This is a genomic window from Paenibacillus sp. FSL L8-0436 (genome assembly GCF_038593025.1).
Classification (GTDB): Bacteria; Bacillota; Bacilli; order Paenibacillales; family Paenibacillaceae; genus Paenibacillus_AQ.
In genome coordinates this window covers 1,666,236-1,687,302 of the sequence record NZ_CP151955.1, presented here as the reverse complement: position 1 = coordinate 1,687,302, position 21,067 = coordinate 1,666,236, and the positions used below count along the sequence as shown (strand labels likewise).

Genomic DNA, 21,067 nt, shown 5'->3' with positions numbered 1-21,067 from the left:
CACTCCCCTGAAACCCCGACCGGCTCATTTCCGCAAGAACCCTTTTTTGCCCTTGCGGAACCACCGTAACCGGATTTATTTATTTTTTAAATTGAGCCTGGTACATCTCATTAGCTTCCTTGGTCAACTCATCGCCGCCTCTGGATTTCCACTCTGTAACGAACTTATCGAAATCATCGAGTGGAATTTCACCACTGATGATTTGGGCGAAATATTTTTGCATCAGCGAAGTCAGGTCATTCTTGTATTTGCCATCGGAAGGCAGCGCCGAGAAGAGCAGCGCATCGGTCATATTTGGAGCGGAGGAATAGGTTTTGATGGCTTCATTCAAATCCGGATTAGAGTATTTCTCACGGTAGGCCTGCGTCGTGATGTTACCGAATGAGAAGAGTCTAACGCCGATCTGATCGCGTGCTTCCTGCTTCTCGAAACCAGTCAGGAACGTAGTGGCTCCAGAGGTGGCTCCGCTCTCAACGAAGTCCCAATGAGTGCCCTTCACCCCGAGGCTCGTCATGTTGATGGTTTCTTCGTCACTGCTTTCTGCTCTCAGTATTTCGAACAGCTTCTCAAGCTTTTCCGGTTGATCCTTCACTTTGTTGCTGATGACGACAAAGTTGCTCTTCACTCCCCAGTCCCAGGAGCCGTCACCACCAGGTCCCTTAGGATTCTTAGCAAAGACCAGCTCCGAATTAGGATTCAAAGACTTCATCTCCGTCACGGTTCCCGAAGTCGGGAGCGCACCCTTGGCAATCTGCTCCTCAATGACACCAATCCGGTTATTGTAAAGCTTCTTGCGGTAGGAATCCTGTGTATCCGTGATAAACTCAGGGTCAATGACCCCGTCGGCATACCACTGCCGAAGTTTGGCCAGCGCTTCCTTCGTTTCCGGCATCACGGAGCCGTTCATCAGTTCTCCGTTCTTCTCGTGCCACATGGTCGGTTCCACGCCGAACGCACCGAAGATGGAATAGAAGCCGGATGACCAGGTGGACGTCGCCGTACCGGTCAACCCGTAGGTATCTTTTTTGCCATTTCCGTCCGGATCCTTCTCAGCAAATGCATAGACTGCCTTCTCGAACTCATCCAGTGTCTCCGGTGCCTTTGTGATACCTACCTTATCCAGCCAATCCTTGCGCCAGAGCATCGCCAGATCATATGGCTTCAGATCAATAAACATGGGGATGGCCCATAACTTGTCGTCTACAGTAACGGTTTGAAATAGCGCGTTGTTTTTTTCAATATCTTTGGAATACTCCGGCATTTTTTCCTTCAGCATGTTCGGATCAATATCCATCAGAACACCCTGATTCATATACGCTGACACGTTGGAGGGATCGCCCAGCATGAAGATGTCAGGAATCTCTCCGGATGCGATGCTGGCATCGGTCACTTTCACCGGTTTGATCTTTACATTGAATTTCTCTTCAAGCCACTTCTGAACGGCGGAGTCCTCTACAACTCCCTGAGCCTGAAAGTGAATACCCCATGTAATCTCCACCGGCTTTGCTGCCGCCTTTTCAGTGTTTGCAGTATTTGCGCTCTTGCTTGCTTCGGGCGAAGCCGCGTTTTTTCCGTTGTTCGCGTTGTTCCCGTTATCTCCGCCATTGCCGCACCCGGCAAGCAGGCCTGCCACAACGATCACCGGCATAATGGCATTGCCTAGTTTCTTAAGTTTAGTCTGCACAAGAATGTCCCCCTAATCGAAACTGTATTAGACCGCATCCTCACGATAGCTCCCGGCCGGGGTTGTGGTAGCGGTTACAACATTTAAGATAGCCTGCTCTGACCAAGTACACAATCCTCTCTTTCGCTTCTTTTTATGTTTTTGGCCATTTCTGTCCCGGAAATCGGATTATGTTTTTCTTTTTTTTATATGTTTTTCGGTCTTCCCCTTGCCGGAAAACCCATCTGTGATATAATCCCCCTGTACCTCGCTGTGTCGCTGGTTAAATATGTAAGCGTAATCATCTTAGAGAAGTGGAGTGAGTCCCTTGCTGAGAAACCGCTCGATCAAACATAATACAATGTTCGTCAAGCTGCTTCTATCCTTCACTGCCATTGCCGTGATCACCGTCATTCTCATTTCCACCATTACTTACTCCATTTCGGCGGACAATAACATTCAGAACGCCATTGCGTACAACGAATCCATATTGACACAGCAGCAGGAGCTCATCCACAAGGAACTGACCGCCATCAAATATGCCGCCACCGGCATGATTACGACCCAATCCTACCTGTATCATACAAACAGCAGCAAGTTAAGCGTCAGCTCCCTCATTGATCTCACCGGCTTCGTGGAAGAACAGAAGAAGGTCAGCCCCTACATCGATTCCATCTATTTATATTACGCCCCCTTGGAGCTTATCCTGACCTCGCGTCCCGAGATCAAGGCATCACCCATCTCCACCTTCGTGGACACCTCCTGGATTGAGGTCTGGAATCAGCCTTCTGACAGCCGCACAATCTGGGTTACCGGACGGCAAGACGGTTTCTCACCGGATCATCCTGCCGCCAGTCTGCTTCAAAAAATGCCTTTAATCGGTCAAGTCGACGGTGCCATCGTCATGAATTTGAAGCTTCAGCTGCTATTCGACGACTATTTAAGCCATTATCATAATAAAAAGGGCAATACCCTTGTCTTAGGGCCGGATTCTGAGCTGCTCTATTCTGATGCTGCTGCCGGGGAATCCCTCCTTCAACAGCTGGACCCCGGCCGGCTGACCGGGGCCAGCGGCTTCTACATTGATGATTCCGACCGGATCGTCTCCTATACAACCTCGGAGCTGACCGGCTGGAGATTCGTAGACATTACCAAACGTTCCGCTCTTCTGCAAGGAATGGACCGCATCAAGGTCATTGTCATCACGGTTGCGGCGGCATATCTGATAGCCGCGTTCACCTTATCCTTTTTCCTGTCCAGAAGATTGTATCGGCCGCTCCAAAGTGTAATTTCCTATATTGGCGGCTCCCAAGCCGGTCAGAAAGACGGAGAAGCCTCCCAACTGCCTGCCGGTGACGAAGCCGGCTTCATCCGTCATATCTTCGATCAGCTGGCCCGCAACTGGGAGACGCTGATGACGGAGAAGGGAAAGGTTGATTCCCTTCTTACCGATAACCGGACAGCGATCAAGGAGAAGTATTTGAACGACCTCATCCAGGGCGGCAGTACAGATCAGGCAGCGGAGCTGCTGGGGCTCCGGCTGGACTTTACCCGGTTTGCTGTGCTGACCCTTGAGCTGGAGGAGCCTTATCCGTTGAACGGACCGGATGGCAACCTCCAATTTCACCTGTTCCGCTACGGACTGATGGAAGAGCTGGGAGGCGATATCAATGGTGAAATCTTCGCCAAGGATGAGAAGCGGACGGTGATTCTCCTGACCGTTCCTCCGGGCGACGACGAATTCCCGCTGGAGCAAGCCAAGAAGCTGAAGCAGCTTCTGCTGACCCGGTACAGCATGAACGCGACCTTCGCAGTCAGTCCAATTTACAAGGGGGAAGAAAAGGTACGTTTGGCGTACGAGAATACTTTGGAAGCTCTGAATCTGAAAATGTACATCGGCAAAGGAGAAATTCTGTCCTATGACATTCTCGCCGACTGGAAATCAGAAGAGGAGGCTTATTATTATCCGTACGAGCTGGAAACAAAACTGCTGCAGGCGCTGCTGCAGACGGATAGAGAGGAATGCTTCAATGCCATTCGCCAGATCACCCGGACTGTGATTGACAAGAAGCTGGGAAAGGCCAATATCCAGCAGCTGTTCTTCCAGCTGAGCGGGGAAATTATGAAGACGCTTGTCCAGACCCGGGGCGATATGTCCGCAGTGTTCGGGGACAGACCGGCTTACGCAGATGTGCTGGCGCGTGCCGAGACCCTGTCCGATATGGAAGAGTGCCTGCTGGACATGTGCGGCAGGATCATCACCTACCACAAGGAGAAACGTTCCAAGATGACGGATGTGACCCTGCAGCTGGCGACGGACTATATGGATGCGAACTTCAATAATAATATTTCTGTGGACACGGTAGCCGAATATGTTCAGCGCAGCTCATCCTACTTAAGCCGCATCTTCAAGGAGTCCACAGGGATGACCGTCAACGATTATTTGATCCAGCTTCGCATGAAGCGGGCTATGGAGCTATTGAAGCAGCTAGACCTTTCCATTGAGGAGATCTGCCGGGAAATCGGATATGCGAACGTAAGCTATTTCAATAAGATGTTTAAGACCCGGACGGGGCTGACTCCCGGACAATACCGGCAGCAGCAGGCGGCCGACAAGCTTCTCGCTCAAGGAAAGGAAAAGGCCGAATAATCCGGCAAAAAGCCGCCGGGAAATTCCCGGCGGCTTTACTTGCAGATCAGGCTATTTATGCATTGTGTAATTATCGTTGCAGATTCCTACTTCAAATCAATCGTCTCATTAAGATTCGATTGCTCCGTATCCTGCTTCGTTAGCCGTTTAAACAGGTAAGTCACTTTCTCGGCCAGGTTGCCGCTTTTCCAATATTCCGCCGCTTCGGCTTGGACCCGGATTAGAATCACGTCGGGGTCATCATAGCTGGTCTGCAGAAAAGCATCGTAGCCGGGATTCCAAAATTCTTTTTTCTTCTCCACATCCTGCACGAGCTTGGCCGTACCACGGATGGAGACATAGGATTTATCAGCGTATATGACATTAACCCTCGGGTCATGAAGAATTTCCTCGAATTTGCTGGTATCCTTCTTGGTAAGAAACCATAAATCTCCGTCGAACTCGACTTCCTGTGTCTTCATGGGACGGGATACCAGTCCTTCGGCCGAAATCGTTGTTAACATGGCCGTATCAATGCCTTTGATCAGATCTCTAACCGTCTCGACTGCTTCCTGATGACTGTTGTTCAAATTGGACATGCTTATCGCCTCGTTTCTTCCGGGTTATGGATAGGTTATCCAAATGCATATCAATTATTACCCAGAAAGCACAAAACATTACCTGTTCATTTCAGTTCAGCGGCGTGATGGTGTGTAATGCTAACCTATAGACGAGCCTGCTTCTTGTATTCTGTCGGATAGCAGCCTTCGGATTCTATAAATAATTTGACGAAATGCCTGGTGCTGTAATATCCCACTTGCAGGGCGATATCTTTTACCGGAAGGTTGGTCGTACTTAAAAGTTCCTTGGCCCGGTGAATCCGCAGACGAGTTAAATATTTCGTAAATGTGGTCCCTGTTTTTTTGTGGAAGGTAGAGCTCAGATAATTAGGTGTGATTCTCAGCCTCTCCGCCAACTGGGCAATGGAGATATTGCTGGCATAATGTTGTTCAATAGAATAGATCACTTCTGAGATCATATCCGGAGGCTCGCCCTCCAGTTTTTTCTTGTCAGTTAACAGCTTATCCGCATGGCGGGTAAGTAGGACCGTCAGCTCAACGGTTTCAAGCTCAGCACTATCATTCATTCCATATTGAATAAAACTCCGCATATGCTTTATTTGTTGCTTGGAGTGTTGTTCCGTCCTTAACAGGGTCGTAATTTCTTCCAACTCCCTGCAGTAATCCATATAGAGATGGTGATGGTAATCATCGACCAGCTTGGTCATTACAAGTCCCATATGAGCTGCCGCAGGAGGCTGCTTCTGAAGTTCTTCAAGCGAAAATCTCTGGTTAATTCCTATAACGGCACGCAGCGGCAGCAACCGGCGAATGTCCTGCAGACCTGCCAGCATGCCGCCAATATTTGTATATATGCTGCTATCAACCTGAGTATAGGCAATCCTTTGGTCTGTCAGACGGTTTATTCGGTGATATATGCTGTCCGTCATAACTTCCATCTGCAGATCGTCCTTCGGCTCCCCCTCCTGCCAACACATCGCCACCGCTGTTTCCCCGCTAGTCAGCGTAAATATTGCCACACGGCAAGTTAAAGAGGACCCTCCACTGACAGCTTCCTGTATTGCCCTGTATAAACAGCGCTTGGCTTGTTCCATTTGTCCCGGGAATACATGCGTATCTGTCGCAATCAGTAATACCTTATATTTCGTATAACGGGCTTCGGAGACGAATTCTGCCAGGCCGGGGGACTGCCCGTTATTCAAAGCTGCCAGTATGTAATGCTCAAATTCGTCGTCAAGCCTTTGGTAGGTCTGATCAAGCTTAGTAAAAAGTGAATCCAGGACCGATCCCAGCTCCTCCATCCCCAGAGGCTTTAATAAATACATAAAGGCTCCCAGGCTAAGCGCCTTGCGGGCATAATCAAACTCGGAAAAACCCGACAAAATGACCCATTGGGTATGGGGAGAAAGCTTGCGGCCGCGTTCAATCGCTTCCAGTCCGTTCATTTTGGGCATTCGGATATCGACAAATGCTACATCGGGCTGCATTTTTGACAAAGCATTCAGCAGGTCCTCCCCGTTGGTTGCCTCACCGGCAATTGAAATGTCGCGCTCCGATTCCTCCAGCATGCTGATCAATGAGACTCTGGATAGCTTCTCATCATCTGCAACAAGCACTCTCATTTCTCCACATCCTTAAGCGGTATTCGAATGGTCACGGTGGTCCCCATTCCGGGCGAGCTGTGAATATCAAAGGCAGCGGACGGATAAGCGAATTTCAATCGCTCCTGCACATTACGCAGTCCAATGCTATCCTCTAATTCAGCGGCTGGTTCCAGGAACCCGACTCCGCTATCTTCTATTTTTATGATTAAGCAATCTTCGCCCTTCTGTTCAAGAAACGCATTGACAACAAGACGGCAGGGCACTCCTGAAGGTTCAATCCCGTGAATAATCGCATTCTCGACCAGTGGCTGGAGCAGCAGCTTGGGAATTTTAAATTCTGAAATTCGGGGATCAAACTGCAGGCTGAACTCCAAACGTTCATCAAAACGCAATTGCTGCAAACCGCAATATTTGCGCAGAAAAGTAAAGGTTTCCCCTATGGTAGTCCAATTCTCCTGAACAAGCGTATATCGCAGCAGCGAGCTGAGAGAAAGGATGGCCTCCTCCAGTTTTTTCTTTTCGCCGATCCTGTTCAGCGCGAAAAATCCATTTAACGTATTGAACAGAAAATGAGGCTCAATCTGGGCTTGCAACGCCCGGAATCTCATCTCCTTTTCATTTAAGACGGCGACGTATTCTTTTTGGATCAGCTCGTTGATGGTATCAATCATATGGTTGAAGGAGTATCCCAGACTGGCGATTTCGTCTTTGCCGACGGGCTCCAGCCGGACCTGGAAATTCCCTCTCTCCACCTGCTTCATGGCCTGTTTCATTTGAAGAAAGGGACCCACAATCCAGCGCGAAACATAACGCAACAGCAGCAATGTGAGCAGCAGGCCGATAAAGGCGAATAGCAGCCCTACAATATACATCCATTCTACCTTTTCCCTCAGCTCTGATTTCGAAAGCAGGGCAACCATTTTCCAATTGGCCTGGCGAATCGGTTTGGAGATGACGACATAAGATTCTCCGGAATCTTTAACCTGAGTTACCCCCGCACTGGAGATCTCTTGGAGAATATGCTCTGACAAAGGAGCCGTGGAATAAAAGACCTCTCCCTTTTCATTGAGGATCGCACTAATGGACCGTACGCCAAAATCCTTGATCACAATCTCGTCCAGCAAGCTTGTCTCCGCATCAGCCATAATGACAGCCAGCGGACGAAGGGATTCAGGATCTTTAATAACGCGGGCTACGGAAAATACACGTTTGGTCAGCGGGGCTGTAAAATAATCCTGATGGTGGGTGCTTATAAAGGTTGCTTTGCCATCGGCCTGTACCGTTTGAAGATACCACGGCTGATCAAAAAACGGATAATCTTCAACGACATCCGACAGGCCGTTGGTCTGACTGTAGACGTCACCATTTTGAGTCAGCAGCAAGGCGGCTGATAAATTGTTGCCGTAGGTCAGCAGAAATGCCGGCAGGAAGGTATTTAAGGACAGCTCCACCGGGTATTTGACGAATTCGGTGTTGGAAGAATAATCAGAAGTATTCTTAGTAATCAATGCTTGCATTAATTCCGGGCTAAAATAGGGAAGATAAGTGATTTGCTCTAACTGTTCCAGATAGGTCACAATATGTTCGGTCATGGAGGTAAGCGTGTTCCGGGTCAGCGCTTCGGTCTCCCGTTCCAAAAGATACTGATAATAAGCCGGCATGCAAACCATAATAATCGCCACGGGTATGGCTATGATCAATGCGTAAGAAAGGGTAAGTTTGGATCGCAGCGTATGCAGTTTCATTGGAAGCCCCTCCTTTACTACAACAAGAATAAGGAAAGTACACCCAGAAGTCAATTCGAGAAATGAGCGCATAAATCGTAGAATGGTGTCATTTGATAGCGCTTTTATAAATGCTATTCTTTTGTATGTAAGCGCGTTAATTAATAATTGGGGGATGACAAAATGAAAAAGAAATATCTAAGTTCTGTACTGGCCGCCAGTCTCTGTCTTGGACTTGCTGCCTGCAGCAACAATAACGAAAACAAGAATGTGGAAGGTGCTGCAGAGAACGTCAAGCTGACCATGATGCTGACCGTAGGTGAACAGGGAGTGCGGGATGTCATTCAGGAAATTGTAGCGAACTATCAAACGGAACATCCGGAGACACAAATTGAGGTTCAGTTTCCAGGCTCCAACTATGAAAGTATTATGAAAATGAAAATGGCCTCCAACGAATTGCCGGATATTTTCGATACCCATGGCTGGGCCAAGCTCCGTTACGGTGATTACACCATGGATCTGAAAAACGAACCTTGGGCAGCAAAAATGTCGGACACGATCAAACCGACGCTTACTGATGAAAGCGGTAAAGTCTACGCACTGCCGCTCAACGAAGCGAAAGACGGCCTTTTCTATAATGTTAAAGTACTTGAGAAATACGGTGTGACGCCGCCGGCTACCCTGGATGAGCTGCTGGCTTCCGCCGAAAAAATCAAAACAGAAAGCAAAGGCGAAGTCATTCCGATGTTCTTCTCCGGGCTTGATCCTTGGACCATCGGCCAGTTCTTTGATATGATGGCAAATCCGCTTCTGATTACTCCGCCGCAGAATGAAGCACAGGCACTTCTTGATGGCACCTTCGACTGGAATAAATGGACCTATCTGCCTGAGAAATTCAAGGAAATATATGATAAGGGCTATACGAACAACGATTTGCTGACGGCAAAATATGCGGACGAAGCCCGTCTTTTCGCTGAAGACAAGCTGGCATTTGCGTTCCATACTCCTTCGTCCTATGCAGATATCCAAAAGATCAATCCTGATGTGAAAATGGGAATCGCTCCGCTGCCAGCTATTGTTGCAGGCGACGAGCCTACCTTTGCCGGAGGCGAGCGGCTTGCACTCGGAGTATGGAAGGACACCAATTATCCTGAACAAACGAAAGATTTCCTGAATTATATGGCGCAGCCGGATAATGTCAAGAAAGTATCCGATGCAACCCTTTCTCCAGCCGCCCTCAAGGATGTATCCGGCGGTGGCGCTTTCAGTGATTACTATGATCAATATAAGGATACTAAAGTACTGCCTTATTTTGACCGGATATACCTTCCTAACGGCATGTGGGATGTAATGATTACGAACGCCCAGGAATTGTTGGCCGGAAATATTACCGCTAAGAAATACAGCGAGAATATGAAGTCAGAAGTAGAACGGCTAAAAGCTCAGCAGAAATAGATATAGAGCAGGAACAGAGAGTCCTCACTGAAGAGAGGGCTCTCTGTTCCTCATAGAGGAGGGAATTGTGTGAAGAAATCATTACTCGGAATCAATATGATGTATGTGCCGGCACTGATTTTGTTTGCCGCATTTATTTTTTACCCGTTTATGAACGGCATACGGATCTCTTTTACAAACTGGGACGGCTATTCGCAAAATTCCGCCTGGGTTGGCTTAGCCAACTATAAACGCTTGTTTACAGATCCGAATATAGGAACGGTTGTCAAAAATACATTAACCTACGGTTTGGGCAGCACAATTCTGCAAAACTTGTTTGGCTTGCTGTACGCGCTTTTGCTGAACCAGAGCATTAAAGGCAGAGGAATTGTTAGAACAATCATCTATTTGCCGGTTATTATCAGCCCTTTGATCATGGGTTACATTTGGTATTTCATCTTCCAGATGAACGGCGGCGCCTTGAACGATCTGGTTAAGCTGTTTGGCGGAGATCCGGTTAATTTCCTGGCCAATCCGCAGCTGAATGTCTGGCTGATTACGCTGGTCAACACTTTTCAATTTGTCGGTACGGCCATGATTATTTATTTGGCAGGCCTGCAGTCCATTTCTCCCGATTATTATGAAGCAGCTTCATTGGATGGCGCATCCGCTTGGCAGCGTTTCAAGAATGTCACCTTCCCTCTGCTAGCCCCGTCAATCACTATCAATGTGGTCATTAATATCATTGGCGGACTGAAGCTGTTTGACGTAATCATCGCTCTGACCAACGGAGGCCCCGGCTACGCCTCACAGTCTCTGTCGACGATGATGTACCAAATGTATTTTGCCAGACAGGACGCTGGATACGCAGCATCTATGGGTAACCTAATGTTCTTTATTACTAGCATTATCGGCATAGCTGCATTGATTCTGCTGCGGAGAAAGGAGAATGCATAATGGCAACCCCCAAAATAAATAAGTGGCAAATCGCGTTAATGGCGCTGATTGGCGTAGTTCATATTGTTCCGCTGTACCTATTAGTCAGCACCGCGTTCAAAAAGGAAAGTGATTTAAGTTCGAAGTGGGTTCTTCCGGGTTATTTCAATCTGGACAATTTCAAGAATGCTTGGCAATATGCCAATCTGGACCGTGCCTTTATTAATAATATAATCATCACGTTTTTTGCCGTTCTCCTTATTCTGGTCGTCGGTTCGCTTGCTTCCTATCCGTTGTCCCGTTTTCAGACACGCTTGAATAAATTCGTTTATATTCTGTTCATTTCCGCGCTGATCGTCCCCCCCTTGACCGTATTAGTGCCGTTATACCAGTTCATCGTGGACTTGAACGGTCTGAATACGTATTGGGGTGTGATCCTGCTTAATGTAACCTTCAATCTTCCGATGACCATTTTCTTGTACACCGGTTTTATCAGCACCATCCCCAAAGAACTGGATGAAGCCGGGATGATTGACGGAACCTCCAGAGTAGGACTATTCTTCAAAATCATTTTGCCGCTGCTGCAGCCCGTAACGGTGACGGCGATTATTTTGTCAGGGGTTTCGATCTGGAATGACTATCAGTTCTCTCTTTTCTTCCTGCAATCGTCCAGCATGCATACGCTAACAGTTGCCTTATCCGCATTCTTCTCCCAGTTTACCAGCAATCTGAGCTGGGTAGCCGCCGGATCTCTGATGTCCATGCTGCCGCTTACGCTGTTGTATCTTTTCCTCCAGCGTTTTTTCATTGCCGGTTTATCCGCCGGGGCTGTAAAAAGCTGAAGCTTGTCAATTAACCGTTAAAGGAATGAGCCCAGATGAGTATACAATTTGATGCCGAATCCCGTACGTTCCATTTAACAGCGGGTGAGACCAGCTACATCCTGCGAATTATTGATGGGGGTTACCTGGCCCATCTCTATTGGGGCAAACGTCTCCGCCGATATGATGGCAGCAATCCGCTGCAATATTTGGACCGGGGATTCTCCCCTAACCCCAACCCGGATGACCGCACGTTCTCTCTTGACACACTGCCGCAGGAATATCCGGCTTATGGAGGCACTGATTTCCGCAATCCGGCCTACCAAATCCAGCGCGCAGATGGAACAACTATCTCCGATCTGCGGGTGGTCTCCCATCAAATCGTACAGGGAAAACCGTCCATAGACGATCTTCCCGCTACTTACGTGGAAGACGAACACGAAGCGCAGACCCTGCAAATCCATCTATTGGATTCCCTCCTCGGTCTCTCCGTTACGTTGTCTTATACCGTTTACGAAAGACGAAATGTAATTGCCCGCTCCGTCCGCCTGCTGAATAAAGGAGCCGAGCCCTTGCAGGTCCTGCGGGCTTTCAGCGCCAATGTCGATTTCCGCGATGACAATTTTGACATGGTACATCTTCCCGGCGCCTGGGCCAGAGAACGGCATATTGAACGCCAACCGCTGCATAAGGGAATCCAGTCTATCGAGAGCCGCAGAGGCGCCAGCAGCCACCAGCACAATCCCTTTCTTGCCTTGGCACGAAAAGGAGCTACAGAAGAATGCGGTGAGATCTTTGCATTCAGCCTGGTGTACAGCGGAAGCTTTACAGCCTCAGCGGAAGTGGATCAGTTCTCGACCACGAGGGTCTCTATGGGGATCAATGATTTTGACTTCAGCTGGAGTCTTGAGCCTGGCGGGGTACTTCAATGTCCTGAAGCAATCCTTGTCTACTCGGCGAATGGGTTGGGAGAAATGTCCCGGACGTTTCACGGATTGTTCAGAGAACGTTTATGCCGCGGGGAATACCGCGACCAGGTCCGCCCCATTCTGATTAACAACTGGGAAGGAACCTACTTTGACTTTAATGCAGACAGTATCGAACGGATCGCAGAAGCAGGCAGTTCACTTGGCATGGAGCTGTTTGTCTTGGATGACGGCTGGTTTGGCAAACGCGATGATGATAAATCTTCGCTCGGAGACTGGTTTGTCAATGAGAACAAGCTGGAGGGCGGATTGAACAGGCTGGCCGGGCGAATCGTAGACAAGGAGATGCAATTCGGCTTATGGTTCGAGCCGGAGATGGTCTCACAGGAAAGTGAGCTGTACCGCAAGCATCCTGATTGGTGTCTGCATGTTCCCGGCCGCAACCGTTCCGAGGGACGCAACCAGCTGGTTCTTGACTTCTCGCGGACGGAAGTATGCGACGAAATCATCTCCATGGTTTCGGGCATCCTGTCGTCCGCCCCGATTACCTATGTCAAATGGGACATGAATAGACATATGACAGAGATCGGCTCGGCGACCCTTCCGCCGGTGAGACAACGCGAAACCGCTCACCGCTATATCCTTGGCTTGTATAGAGTAATGGAGGAACTGACGACAACGTTCCCGCATGTCCTATTCGAAAGCTGTTCAGGCGGAGGCGGGCGTTTTGATCCAGGCATGCTGTATTATATGCCTCAGACCTGGACAAGCGATAACACGGATGCCGTGTCCCGCTTGAAGATTCAATATGGAACAAGCCTTGTCTATCCGATCATCTCCATGGGTGCCCATGTCTCCGCTGTTCCGAATCATCAAGTGCACCGCAGCACTTCACTGGACATCCGCGGGCATGTCGCCATGAGCGGGAACTTCGGATACGAGCTTGACGTAACCGCGTTAAGCGAAGAAGAAAAGGCTGAGATTCGGAGGCAGATTGAGCTTTATAAAACAAACCGGATGTTAATCCAATTTGGCGGTTTTTACCGGCTGCTCAGCCCGTTTGAAGGTAATGAAACCGCATGGATGTTTGTTTCCGCCGACCAGAGCGAAGCGCTAGTCTTTTATTTTAGAACCGGAGCGGAGGCAAACAGCCGGGTGAGCTCGGTTCGACTGCAAGGTCTGGATGAAGGCAGCGATTACTCCTGCGACAAAGGCGGCGTCTATGGCGCGGACGAATTGATGAACAGCGGACTTGCCGTTCCTGCACTATGGAAAGGCGATTATGAAAGCATCATGTGGAAATTAACACGAGAAACTGACATCACCCACTAATAATACCTACAGGGCAGAGAGGAACATTTTATTATGCAAATCAAAAATGAAGCCATGCTGATCACCTATGCCGATAGCTTGGGACGCAATTTACAAGAATTGAATGAAATATTAGACAAGCATTTAAAAGGAGTGGTCGGCGGGGTCCATTTACTGCCCTTCTATCCTTCGTCCGGCGACCGCGGATTTGCCCCCATGGATTATACCCAAGTGGATGAATCCTTTGGATCATGGTCTGAGGTTGAAGAGATGAGCAGGAAATTCTATATGATGTACGACTTTATGATCAATCACATTTCCAGACAGTCGCCTTATTTCCGGGATTTCCTGGATAAAAAGGAGGATTCGGAATATGCTGATCTGTTCATCCGCTATAAGGACTTCTGGCCCGGCGGCGAACCCACAGATGCGGATGTCGATCTGATCTATAAACGCAAACCCCGTGCTCCGTACGTTGAAGTTACATTTAAAGACGGCACTACGGAGAAAGTCTGGTGTACCTTTGATGAGCAGCAAATTGACCTGGATGTGACAACAGAAACCACGAAGAAGTTTGTCCGGGACAATCTGACTTTTCTCGCCGGAAAGGGAGCCTCGATTATCCGCCTGGATGCTTTTGCTTATGCTAACAAAAAGATTGGAACGAACTGCTTTTTTGTAGAGCCGGAGATCTGGGAAATGCTCAAGTATTCCGAAGATATTGTAAATCCTACCGGTATCACCGTGCTGCCGGAAATTCACGAACATTACAGCATTCAGCTGAAGATTGCCGAGCAGGGTTATTATGTCTACGATTTTGCGCTCCCGATGCTTGTGCTGCATGCGCTGTTCAGCGGGAAGGCCCATCGACTGGCCCACTGGCTGCAGATTTGTCCGCGCAAACAATTCACCACCCTGGATACTCATGACGGCATCGGAGTCGTTGATGTGAAGGACTTATTATCAGATGAGGAAGCGGAAATGACCCGTGAACATCTCTACAGTCAAGGCGCCAATGTTAAGAAGATTTACAGTACGGAAGCATACAACAATCTCGATATTTATCAGATTAATTGCACTTATTATTCTGCACTCGGAAACGACGATCAGGCCTATCTACTGGCGAGGGCTCTTCAGTGTTTTGCACCGGGTATCCCGCAAATCTATTATGTAGGCTTATTGGCCGGAGAGAATGATATTGAACTGCTGGAGAGCACGAAGGAAGGACGCAATATTAACCGGCACTATTATACCAAAGAGGAAATTGAGGCTGAGACCAAACGCCCCGTTGTGCAAAAGTTGTTCCAGTTGCTGAAATTCAGAAACAGCTGCCCTGCCTTCAGTGGCGATATTGCAGTTCAAGAGAAAAGCAGTCATGAGCTGGAAATCACGTGGAAACATCAAGCTAGTGAGGCAAAGCTTACAGCGAATCTACTGACCAAGCAGTTTACCATTCTCGCTAGAGAACAGGCAGCAGAGTGGGCTGAGGTATTTGTGTAGGGTAGAATATAAACAACCAGCGCGCACGGATGCGATCCGTGCGCGCTGGTTTTATTTTTTATATCCGATAAAATAAAATCAACTATCATACATCAAAGAGCAGATGATAGAACGTTGAAGGTCTAATTCTCTTTTTACAATCTTAAAAACTTCTTCCAGCGATGAGACAAACACTAAATCTTCTTGAGCGAAATAAGCTAGTGTTACTTTTATGCTCTCTTCATACGTTATAAAATAAGGACTATCCTTACTTTGCAGGGTCTCTCGTGCCATTTCAATTAAGTCTATGTAATCAGCATATAGGCGCTCTCGGATGGATGCTGCATCTGCACTTAGGGGACTCCAAGAATAAGCTCCTCCTTCAACAACTGCAGTTGAACCTTCAAGAAAAGTTAATCCCGAGTATTGGTTAACAAGTTCTTCATAACGTTTTTCGATCCCCAGATATGTCTGTACAAGGATGCTTACAGTACTCAAACAAACTTGCCTCCTATCTTAATAATTATATGAAGACAAGATTCTATTTCTTTTTTAAAAATGATCTCAAGAGCTTCATTTTAGCTGACTCAAGTATATATGTATTTAAAGTTCCTGTACATATATATGAATATTTTAATATTTGAAAAATAAGCTTTTTTTTCGGTCCGTTGTTCCAATTGGATCTCTGCTCCCTGCAGAATTCAAATTCAATTCCCCTCTATTTCAATGTAACTTTTTCACAAATAATAAGTCTATATAATAGAAGTTCCAGAATATGCATCGGTTACAATACACTTGAGGATGGAGGATTCACAATGAGTAAGGAACAATATTTCAAGAAACTCAGCTGTGCCATCTGTGCTGCACTGATGCTGCCACTCGGAGCGGGTGGTGGAACAGCTCAGGCAGAAAAGGCGGCAGTAAGCACAAGCAACATCTATTACCAGCAAATTGAGGCACCGGCGGTACAACCTGCTTGGTCCCTGTCGATCGCAAAGCCCAAAGTGGCAGATAACCCTGACCCGGTGACAGCCATCGCAGAGAACGGCAAGGTATTTATGCTGCAACCAAACGGCAAGCTGGCCGCATTGAAGGCAGCAACCGGCAGCAAGCTATGGGAATATGGCAGCCAGTTGGCTCAGCGAATGGTGTACAACAATGGCGCCATTTACGGAATGACCCAAGCGGGGACGCTTTATAAGGTGAAAGAAGAAAATGGAGGCAAAGTTTGGTCCGCCACACTCGGCTACTCGGCTGCTGACAGCCTTACGGTAACCGGAGGAACGGTGTATGTAATCCAGGGGCAAAAAATGGCGGCCGTAGATGCCGCAACCGGCAAAACCAAATGGCAGATTGCCGAAGATTCGAACTATTACAATGATGATTTAAAAGTCCTGGAGGCGGAGGGGGTTGTTGTTAGAAACTATTCCGTATCCGGCGCACTCACCATGCCTCTGATCGCCGTATACGATAAATTGACCGGCACCAAGCTATGGGAGGCTTCCAGGCAGTTCTCCCCGCTGGCCATAAAGGATGGCATTCTTTATTCAGTGTGTGAATTATTCATGCTGGATGATGACCCGGTGAACCGCAAAATCAAAATCGCCGCCTTCAATCTCCGAACCGGAGCACTCAAGGGAGAGCGGACCTACAGCTGGACGGACCATGCCGTAACGGACGGAATATATCACGGGGGCGGCTCTTATGGCTCCGCATTTCTTAACGGGAACGATCTGTACATTCACCAAGGGCAGCGCCTCGCTCTATACGATTTCAATAACTATGTACCCGGCGCAGAGCCGGTGAAGAAATGGGCACAGGAGAGTTATGATCAGCGATCGCCGCTGGGTCTGGTGCATAAGGAGCGGATCTATTTCACCGATAACAACAGCCATGGTCTGATTGCCATGAAACTGAATACCGGACAATATATACACTTCGATCAAGGAGAGAACGCTACGGTACAAGCCGCTATATTCGGCAAGGGGGTTTATGTCGGACAGTCCGACGGACTGCTGCATGCCTATGACCTTATAAGCTCGAAACCCGTATTCACCGTCCATACCGGATCACGTGAATTCGGCTCCCTGCTGAAGACCGGCGGCATGCTGCTGATTCAATCCGGCGGCAAGCTGCACGGGATTAAACTGCCCGCCTCACTGAAATAGCCGGAGAAGAAGAAGGTTCAGGCAACATGTGCCGCGGACACGTCGATTGAACGGTCATTCCTAAACTATAATATCGTCAGATGAGCATATTGAGGCGGCCGCTTTGGCCGCTTTTTTGTGAACAATGCTGAACACAAAAAAAAGCAACTCATCCGCAGACAAGTCGCTTTTAACGTCAGCATCTTACATGCTTGCGTTTAAACCCAACCCGACCTTTGCCGACTGCCTTTTGAATATTTTCATAAGCGTGAATAAATTTGCTTTTGGCCTTATCCTTATTGACTTCTATCGGGCCTACAGCCTTTGCTGTCTCACACGCCTGATCATGAAGCGGCAGATAGGATACCGCCACGGTGTATAAAAAGTTGTTCATCGCGTATTTGGTGCGTTCCGGAGATTTATGAATCGTTTTTTTCACAAGCTCAAGCATGCCGGCAATTTTACTTTCGGAAAATTCATCGTCCGGCCGGTTGCCGAGCAGCCAGCAATAACAGTTCCAGCCCCCTGACATTCTCAGCTCCTCACCGCTCGCGATCCATTTATCGGCAACCTCTTGCGCAATATCCGCTTCTGCCAATGTTACTGCAACTACAAAATCGGACAACATATAAAAATAAGCCGCATCCATCCACCGGTCATAATCGGCTTCCGTCATTGCATTAGGGTCGGCAATGATGCCGGCAAAATACATAGCATCGTAGTTCCCTGTCGCGTATAGCTGCTCAGCCAGCGGCTGATTTATTTTGGTTTTCTTAAAGATAGGCTTCATTTCTCCGGTGGCCACGCCAAAAAGCGGTTCCTGCGCGCCATTCGAGCTGTATATTTTCTTAGTTCGTTCCTTGCCTAGCGCCTCAAGCTCCTGCATGACCATCTCTGCATTCATTGTTTAACACTTCCTTTTTTACTGGATACAGAAAGTGTACTTCACAGATTCCTCTATCGCAAGCTTGTCCCCTTGAAAAAATTTAACAAAAAAAAGCTTGTAGACTCGCGTCTACAAGCTGAAGCTGCTGAATGCTCATCTGCTGATATTATTGGGGTTAAGATGCCCCTAGTAGAATGGATTGGACAATTTTTCATTCACCTTAATAAAGTCGGGGCAGCTTGTCTAATGTAACTGCATAGGGATGGTCATAAGCACGCCGAAGCTCCTCTTTCGTTGTCCATTCCTCGGAAGCGCCGAAATCATTGGACCACGTCATATACCAAACCCACGGAATACGTGTCTCAGATAGCATAGGGAGGCTCGGGACCACACCAATTTCACCCAGTGCAGTGAGCTTATTGGCCGGCGTAATCGCCACCAACTCCTTATATTCTTTCTCTAAGTCAGTATGGGTATGCTTAGGAGGATACACATCCAGCGAGATCACATCGCAGTAATCGTCTCCGACATAACCTTCCGGGTTAGGTGAATTCCAGACCCAAATTAAGTTGTTCAAGCCATGATAAACCGTATACCGCTCATACATCATGCGATACAGCTGTTTGGCAACTTCCGGCCCTTTAGCTCCCCACCAGAACCAGTCACCTTCGGATTCGTGGAATGGACGCCACAAAATCGGGATAGACTTCTCGCAAAAAGGTTTAAGCAATTCCGCCATATGATCCATATCGGCAATTAGCCGCTTGTTCTCTTCCGTCCCTCCTATAATTGCCAGGGAGGCATCAAAAGTGGTGTGCTCATTGTAGAATCCTTTGTCCCGGCTGCCGAACGGTGAGAACCAGTGCCAGGTGAATGTAATTAGCCCCCGCATGTATAACGCCCACTCCCATGCATTGTCTAACGTATTTTTATTTTCCTCTACCTCTATTAAACAAGCTTCACTGGCATCGCCGTAGTTGATGTTAGGGGAATACGCGAGAAGCTCAAAGCCGCATAAGGCAGGGAGTTTGCCAGTTACCTCTTCGATATATCGCAGTTCCTTCTGTACGGTGGTTTGCGTATGTTGTCCGGTAATCATCCCCTTGCCGGACAGTTCGCTTAAATAGCGAAGAACGGCTTTTACTTCATCACTCGCTTTATGATTGCAGGGTGCCGGGTTAATAAGCTTATTCATTGATCGATACTCCTAGTTAGTGGACCAGAGCTTAATCCGGTCTTGGATGTGCTTGGTATAGGACTCTTCCATTTCTTTAACTCCTGCCTTATCCAGCTCCGCCATATAGGCGTCCCAAATCTTATCGAATTGCTCCGGCTTGGACATAACCGCTTCCGGGATGCGTTTCCAAGTAATATCCTTCATTTTGGCTCCTAGTATAACAGCAGGATCATCGTTTGCCAGTGGCATGGTGTAAGCTGCACCGTAAGCTCTTGGCTGGAATTCCTCTTCCTTAGGGAAAAGATCTTTCCAATGCTCTGCTTTGTAAGCCTTTAGAGTTTCCTTTTCAGGCTCGCTGTAAGTTGTGGTCAAGATTTCCGGATAATTACGTGTGAAATAGTTACCGGTTGAATCCTTAATTCCATCCCCGTAATGAACCATCATGTTCCAGTAAAGTCCTACACCGGATTCTTTTTGGAAACCTGCATTGTCTTTGTCCATCCGTTCCTGTACAGCCGGAATAACTACCCTTTTGCCAGCTTCAACCGTGTAATGCTTCCCTTCAATACCCCAGTTATTCAGGATTTGTCCCTCTTCGGATGCCAGGAAGTCAAGGAACTGAATTGCACGTACCGGATCCTCACACTTGCTGGAAATCGAGATTCCGTAACCTCCGTCAAAGCCGGCAGACCAGAAACTGGTATCCTTGTACTCCTTACTCATGGTAACCGGATAATGACCGTAAGTCTGATCGAATTTCCCTGCAGACTTTAGCGCATTCTGTGCGTCACCATAATCCCATTCCGGATCAGCCAAGCCGAGAACACGGCCCGAAGCCACTTTAGCCTTAAACTGATCGGTCTTTTGCACGAAGCTTTCCGGATCAAGCAGTCCAATGTCATTCATGTGATTCAGCCAGCGGAAATATTCTTTCTCTTCCGGACGGCGGAAATGATAAGTCGCCTGATGTGTTTCTTGATCAATGTAATATTCGCCGTCGTCCGGTCCTCCGGTTGTCTGGAATCCCGAGTTGGTGACCTGGTACATATGCCAATCGTCCCCATTCAGCGAAAGTCCGATATTTTTGTTGCCGTTTTCGTCCTTCGGATGTTTGGTGATATAATCCTGGATCACTTTTTCGAATTCCTTTACCGTACGTATTTCAGGATATCCAGCTTCCTTGACGACACGGTGTTGGAGTTCAAAGCCTCCGTCGGCTTTAATTTTCTTCTCATCAACGGAGGACCAGGTTGGAATAGCGTAAATCGCTTGATCGTCCAAATTGTACTTGGTGCGGACAATCTTGTCTCCCAGCATTTTTTTGATATTAGGCGCGTGCTCCTCGATCAAATCCGTCAGATCGAGAATAGCACCAGCGTCGACAAGTTTGCCGACATCCGCCTTTGCGGCTATCAAATCAGGATAGTTGCCTGTCGCGGCAATCAGTGAAATCTTTTGTACCGGGTCACCGACAGCAAACTCAGCATCCAGGGTTACACCGGTTTTTTCAGCAATAAGCTTACCGACTTCATCCTTCATGTTATTCCAGTTCGTGCTGGAGTCCTCCGAAAAATAAGTAAGCGTAATCGGCTTCAAATTTGTCCCGGACGTAGAACCTCCTTCTGCGTTGTTTCCCTCTCCGGCAGCTGAATTGTTGTTGTTTCCACTACACCCTCCAAGTGTCGACGCTAAAGTCAGCGCCAGTATGGAAGACATAACCATCCCTTTTTTTCCCGATTTCATGAAGCT

Annotated in this window: 15 protein-coding genes; 7 read left to right on the top strand and 8 right to left on the bottom strand. The window is 48.0% G+C overall.

Annotated features, from left to right (window positions below):
• Window positions 1–79: 79 nt before the first annotated feature.
• Window positions 80–1,684 carry an extracellular solute-binding protein gene (locus NSS79_RS07820; protein WP_342438908.1) on the bottom strand — a complete coding sequence of 535 codons (1,605 nt, stop codon included), beginning with the start codon at window positions 1,682–1,684 and terminating at the stop codon, window positions 80–82.
• Between the two features lie 307 nt (window positions 1,685–1,991).
• Between NSS79_RS07820 and NSS79_RS07815 the strand changes: the two genes are divergently transcribed.
• Window positions 1,992–4,313 carry a helix-turn-helix domain-containing protein gene (locus NSS79_RS07815; protein WP_342438907.1) on the top strand — a complete coding sequence of 774 codons (2,322 nt, stop codon included), beginning with the start codon at window positions 1,992–1,994 and terminating at the stop codon, window positions 4,311–4,313.
• Window positions 4,314–4,399: 86 nt separating this feature from the next.
• Here the strand turns inward: NSS79_RS07815 and NSS79_RS07810 are convergent, their stop codons facing one another.
• From NSS79_RS07810 to NSS79_RS07800, 3 genes are all read right to left on the bottom strand, one after another.
• Window positions 4,400–4,891 (bottom strand): pyridoxamine 5'-phosphate oxidase family protein, encoded by a 492-nt coding sequence (locus NSS79_RS07810; RefSeq protein ID WP_076110475.1) that lies wholly within the window; start codon window positions 4,889–4,891, stop codon window positions 4,400–4,402.
• Window positions 4,892–5,016: 125 nt separating this feature from the next.
• Window positions 5,017–6,495, bottom strand: a complete 1,479-nt coding sequence (locus NSS79_RS07805; protein WP_342438906.1) for a response regulator — start codon at window positions 6,493–6,495, stop codon at window positions 5,017–5,019.
• Window positions 6,492–8,222: a sensor histidine kinase gene (locus NSS79_RS07800; RefSeq protein ID WP_342438905.1), complete on the bottom strand. Its 1,731-nt coding sequence runs from the start codon at window positions 8,220–8,222 to the stop codon at window positions 6,492–6,494. The genes NSS79_RS07805 and NSS79_RS07800 overlap by 4 nt, the downstream gene beginning before the upstream one ends.
• A gap of 162 nt (window positions 8,223–8,384) precedes the next feature.
• Here NSS79_RS07800 and NSS79_RS07795 point away from each other — a divergent pair, with 162 nt between their 5' ends.
• From NSS79_RS07795 to gtfA, 5 genes are all read left to right on the top strand, one after another.
• Window positions 8,385–9,656 (top strand): ABC transporter substrate-binding protein, encoded by a 1,272-nt coding sequence (locus tag NSS79_RS07795; RefSeq protein ID WP_342438904.1) that lies wholly within the window; start codon window positions 8,385–8,387, stop codon window positions 9,654–9,656.
• A 96-nt stretch (window positions 9,657–9,752) separates the two neighbouring features.
• Window positions 9,753–10,592: a sugar ABC transporter permease gene (locus tag NSS79_RS07790; protein ID WP_342440318.1), complete on the top strand. Its 840-nt coding sequence runs from the start codon at window positions 9,753–9,755 to the stop codon at window positions 10,590–10,592.
• Window positions 10,592–11,413: a carbohydrate ABC transporter permease gene (locus NSS79_RS07785; protein WP_342438903.1), complete on the top strand. Its 822-nt coding sequence runs from the start codon at window positions 10,592–10,594 to the stop codon at window positions 11,411–11,413. The genes NSS79_RS07790 and NSS79_RS07785 overlap by 1 nt, the downstream gene beginning before the upstream one ends.
• A 35-nt stretch (window positions 11,414–11,448) precedes the next feature.
• Window positions 11,449–13,650 (top strand): alpha-galactosidase, encoded by a 2,202-nt coding sequence (locus NSS79_RS07780; protein WP_342438902.1) that lies wholly within the window; start codon window positions 11,449–11,451, stop codon window positions 13,648–13,650.
• Between the two features lie 33 nt (window positions 13,651–13,683).
• Window positions 13,684–15,129: a sucrose phosphorylase gene (gene gtfA / locus NSS79_RS07775; protein WP_342438901.1), complete on the top strand. Its 1,446-nt coding sequence runs from the start codon at window positions 13,684–13,686 to the stop codon at window positions 15,127–15,129.
• 78 nt (window positions 15,130–15,207) lie between these two features.
• Here the strand turns inward: gtfA and NSS79_RS07770 are convergent, their stop codons facing one another.
• The gene (locus NSS79_RS07770; protein WP_342438900.1) at window positions 15,208–15,606 is read right to left on the bottom strand and encodes a hypothetical protein; all 399 of its coding nucleotides are present in this window, start codon (window positions 15,604–15,606) and stop codon (window positions 15,208–15,210) included.
• 317 nt (window positions 15,607–15,923) lie between these two features.
• Between NSS79_RS07770 and NSS79_RS07765 the strand changes: the two genes are divergently transcribed.
• A complete protein-coding gene (locus NSS79_RS07765; RefSeq protein ID WP_342438899.1) occupies window positions 15,924–17,276 on the top strand; it encodes a PQQ-binding-like beta-propeller repeat protein in 1,353 nt (450 codons plus the stop codon).
• 175 nt (window positions 17,277–17,451) lie between these two features.
• On the opposite strand, the gene NSS79_RS07760 is transcribed toward NSS79_RS07765, so the two are convergent.
• The 3 genes from NSS79_RS07760 to NSS79_RS07750 all read right to left on the bottom strand — a co-directional run bounded on the left by NSS79_RS07760 (window position 17,452) and on the right by NSS79_RS07750 (window position 21,061).
• Entirely contained in the window at window positions 17,452–18,159 is a 708-nt protein-coding gene (locus tag NSS79_RS07760; protein ID WP_342438898.1) for a DNA alkylation repair protein, read from the bottom strand.
• Window positions 18,160–18,361: 202 nt separating this feature from the next.
• On the bottom strand, window positions 18,362–19,336 hold the full coding sequence (locus NSS79_RS07755) for a glycosyl hydrolase (RefSeq protein ID WP_342438897.1): 975 nt from the start codon (window positions 19,334–19,336) through the stop codon (window positions 18,362–18,364).
• 12 nt (window positions 19,337–19,348) lie between these two features.
• The gene (locus NSS79_RS07750) at window positions 19,349–21,061 is read right to left on the bottom strand and encodes an ABC transporter substrate-binding protein (RefSeq protein WP_342438896.1); all 1,713 of its coding nucleotides are present in this window, start codon (window positions 21,059–21,061) and stop codon (window positions 19,349–19,351) included.
• Between the last annotated feature and the right edge of the window lie 6 nt (window positions 21,062–21,067).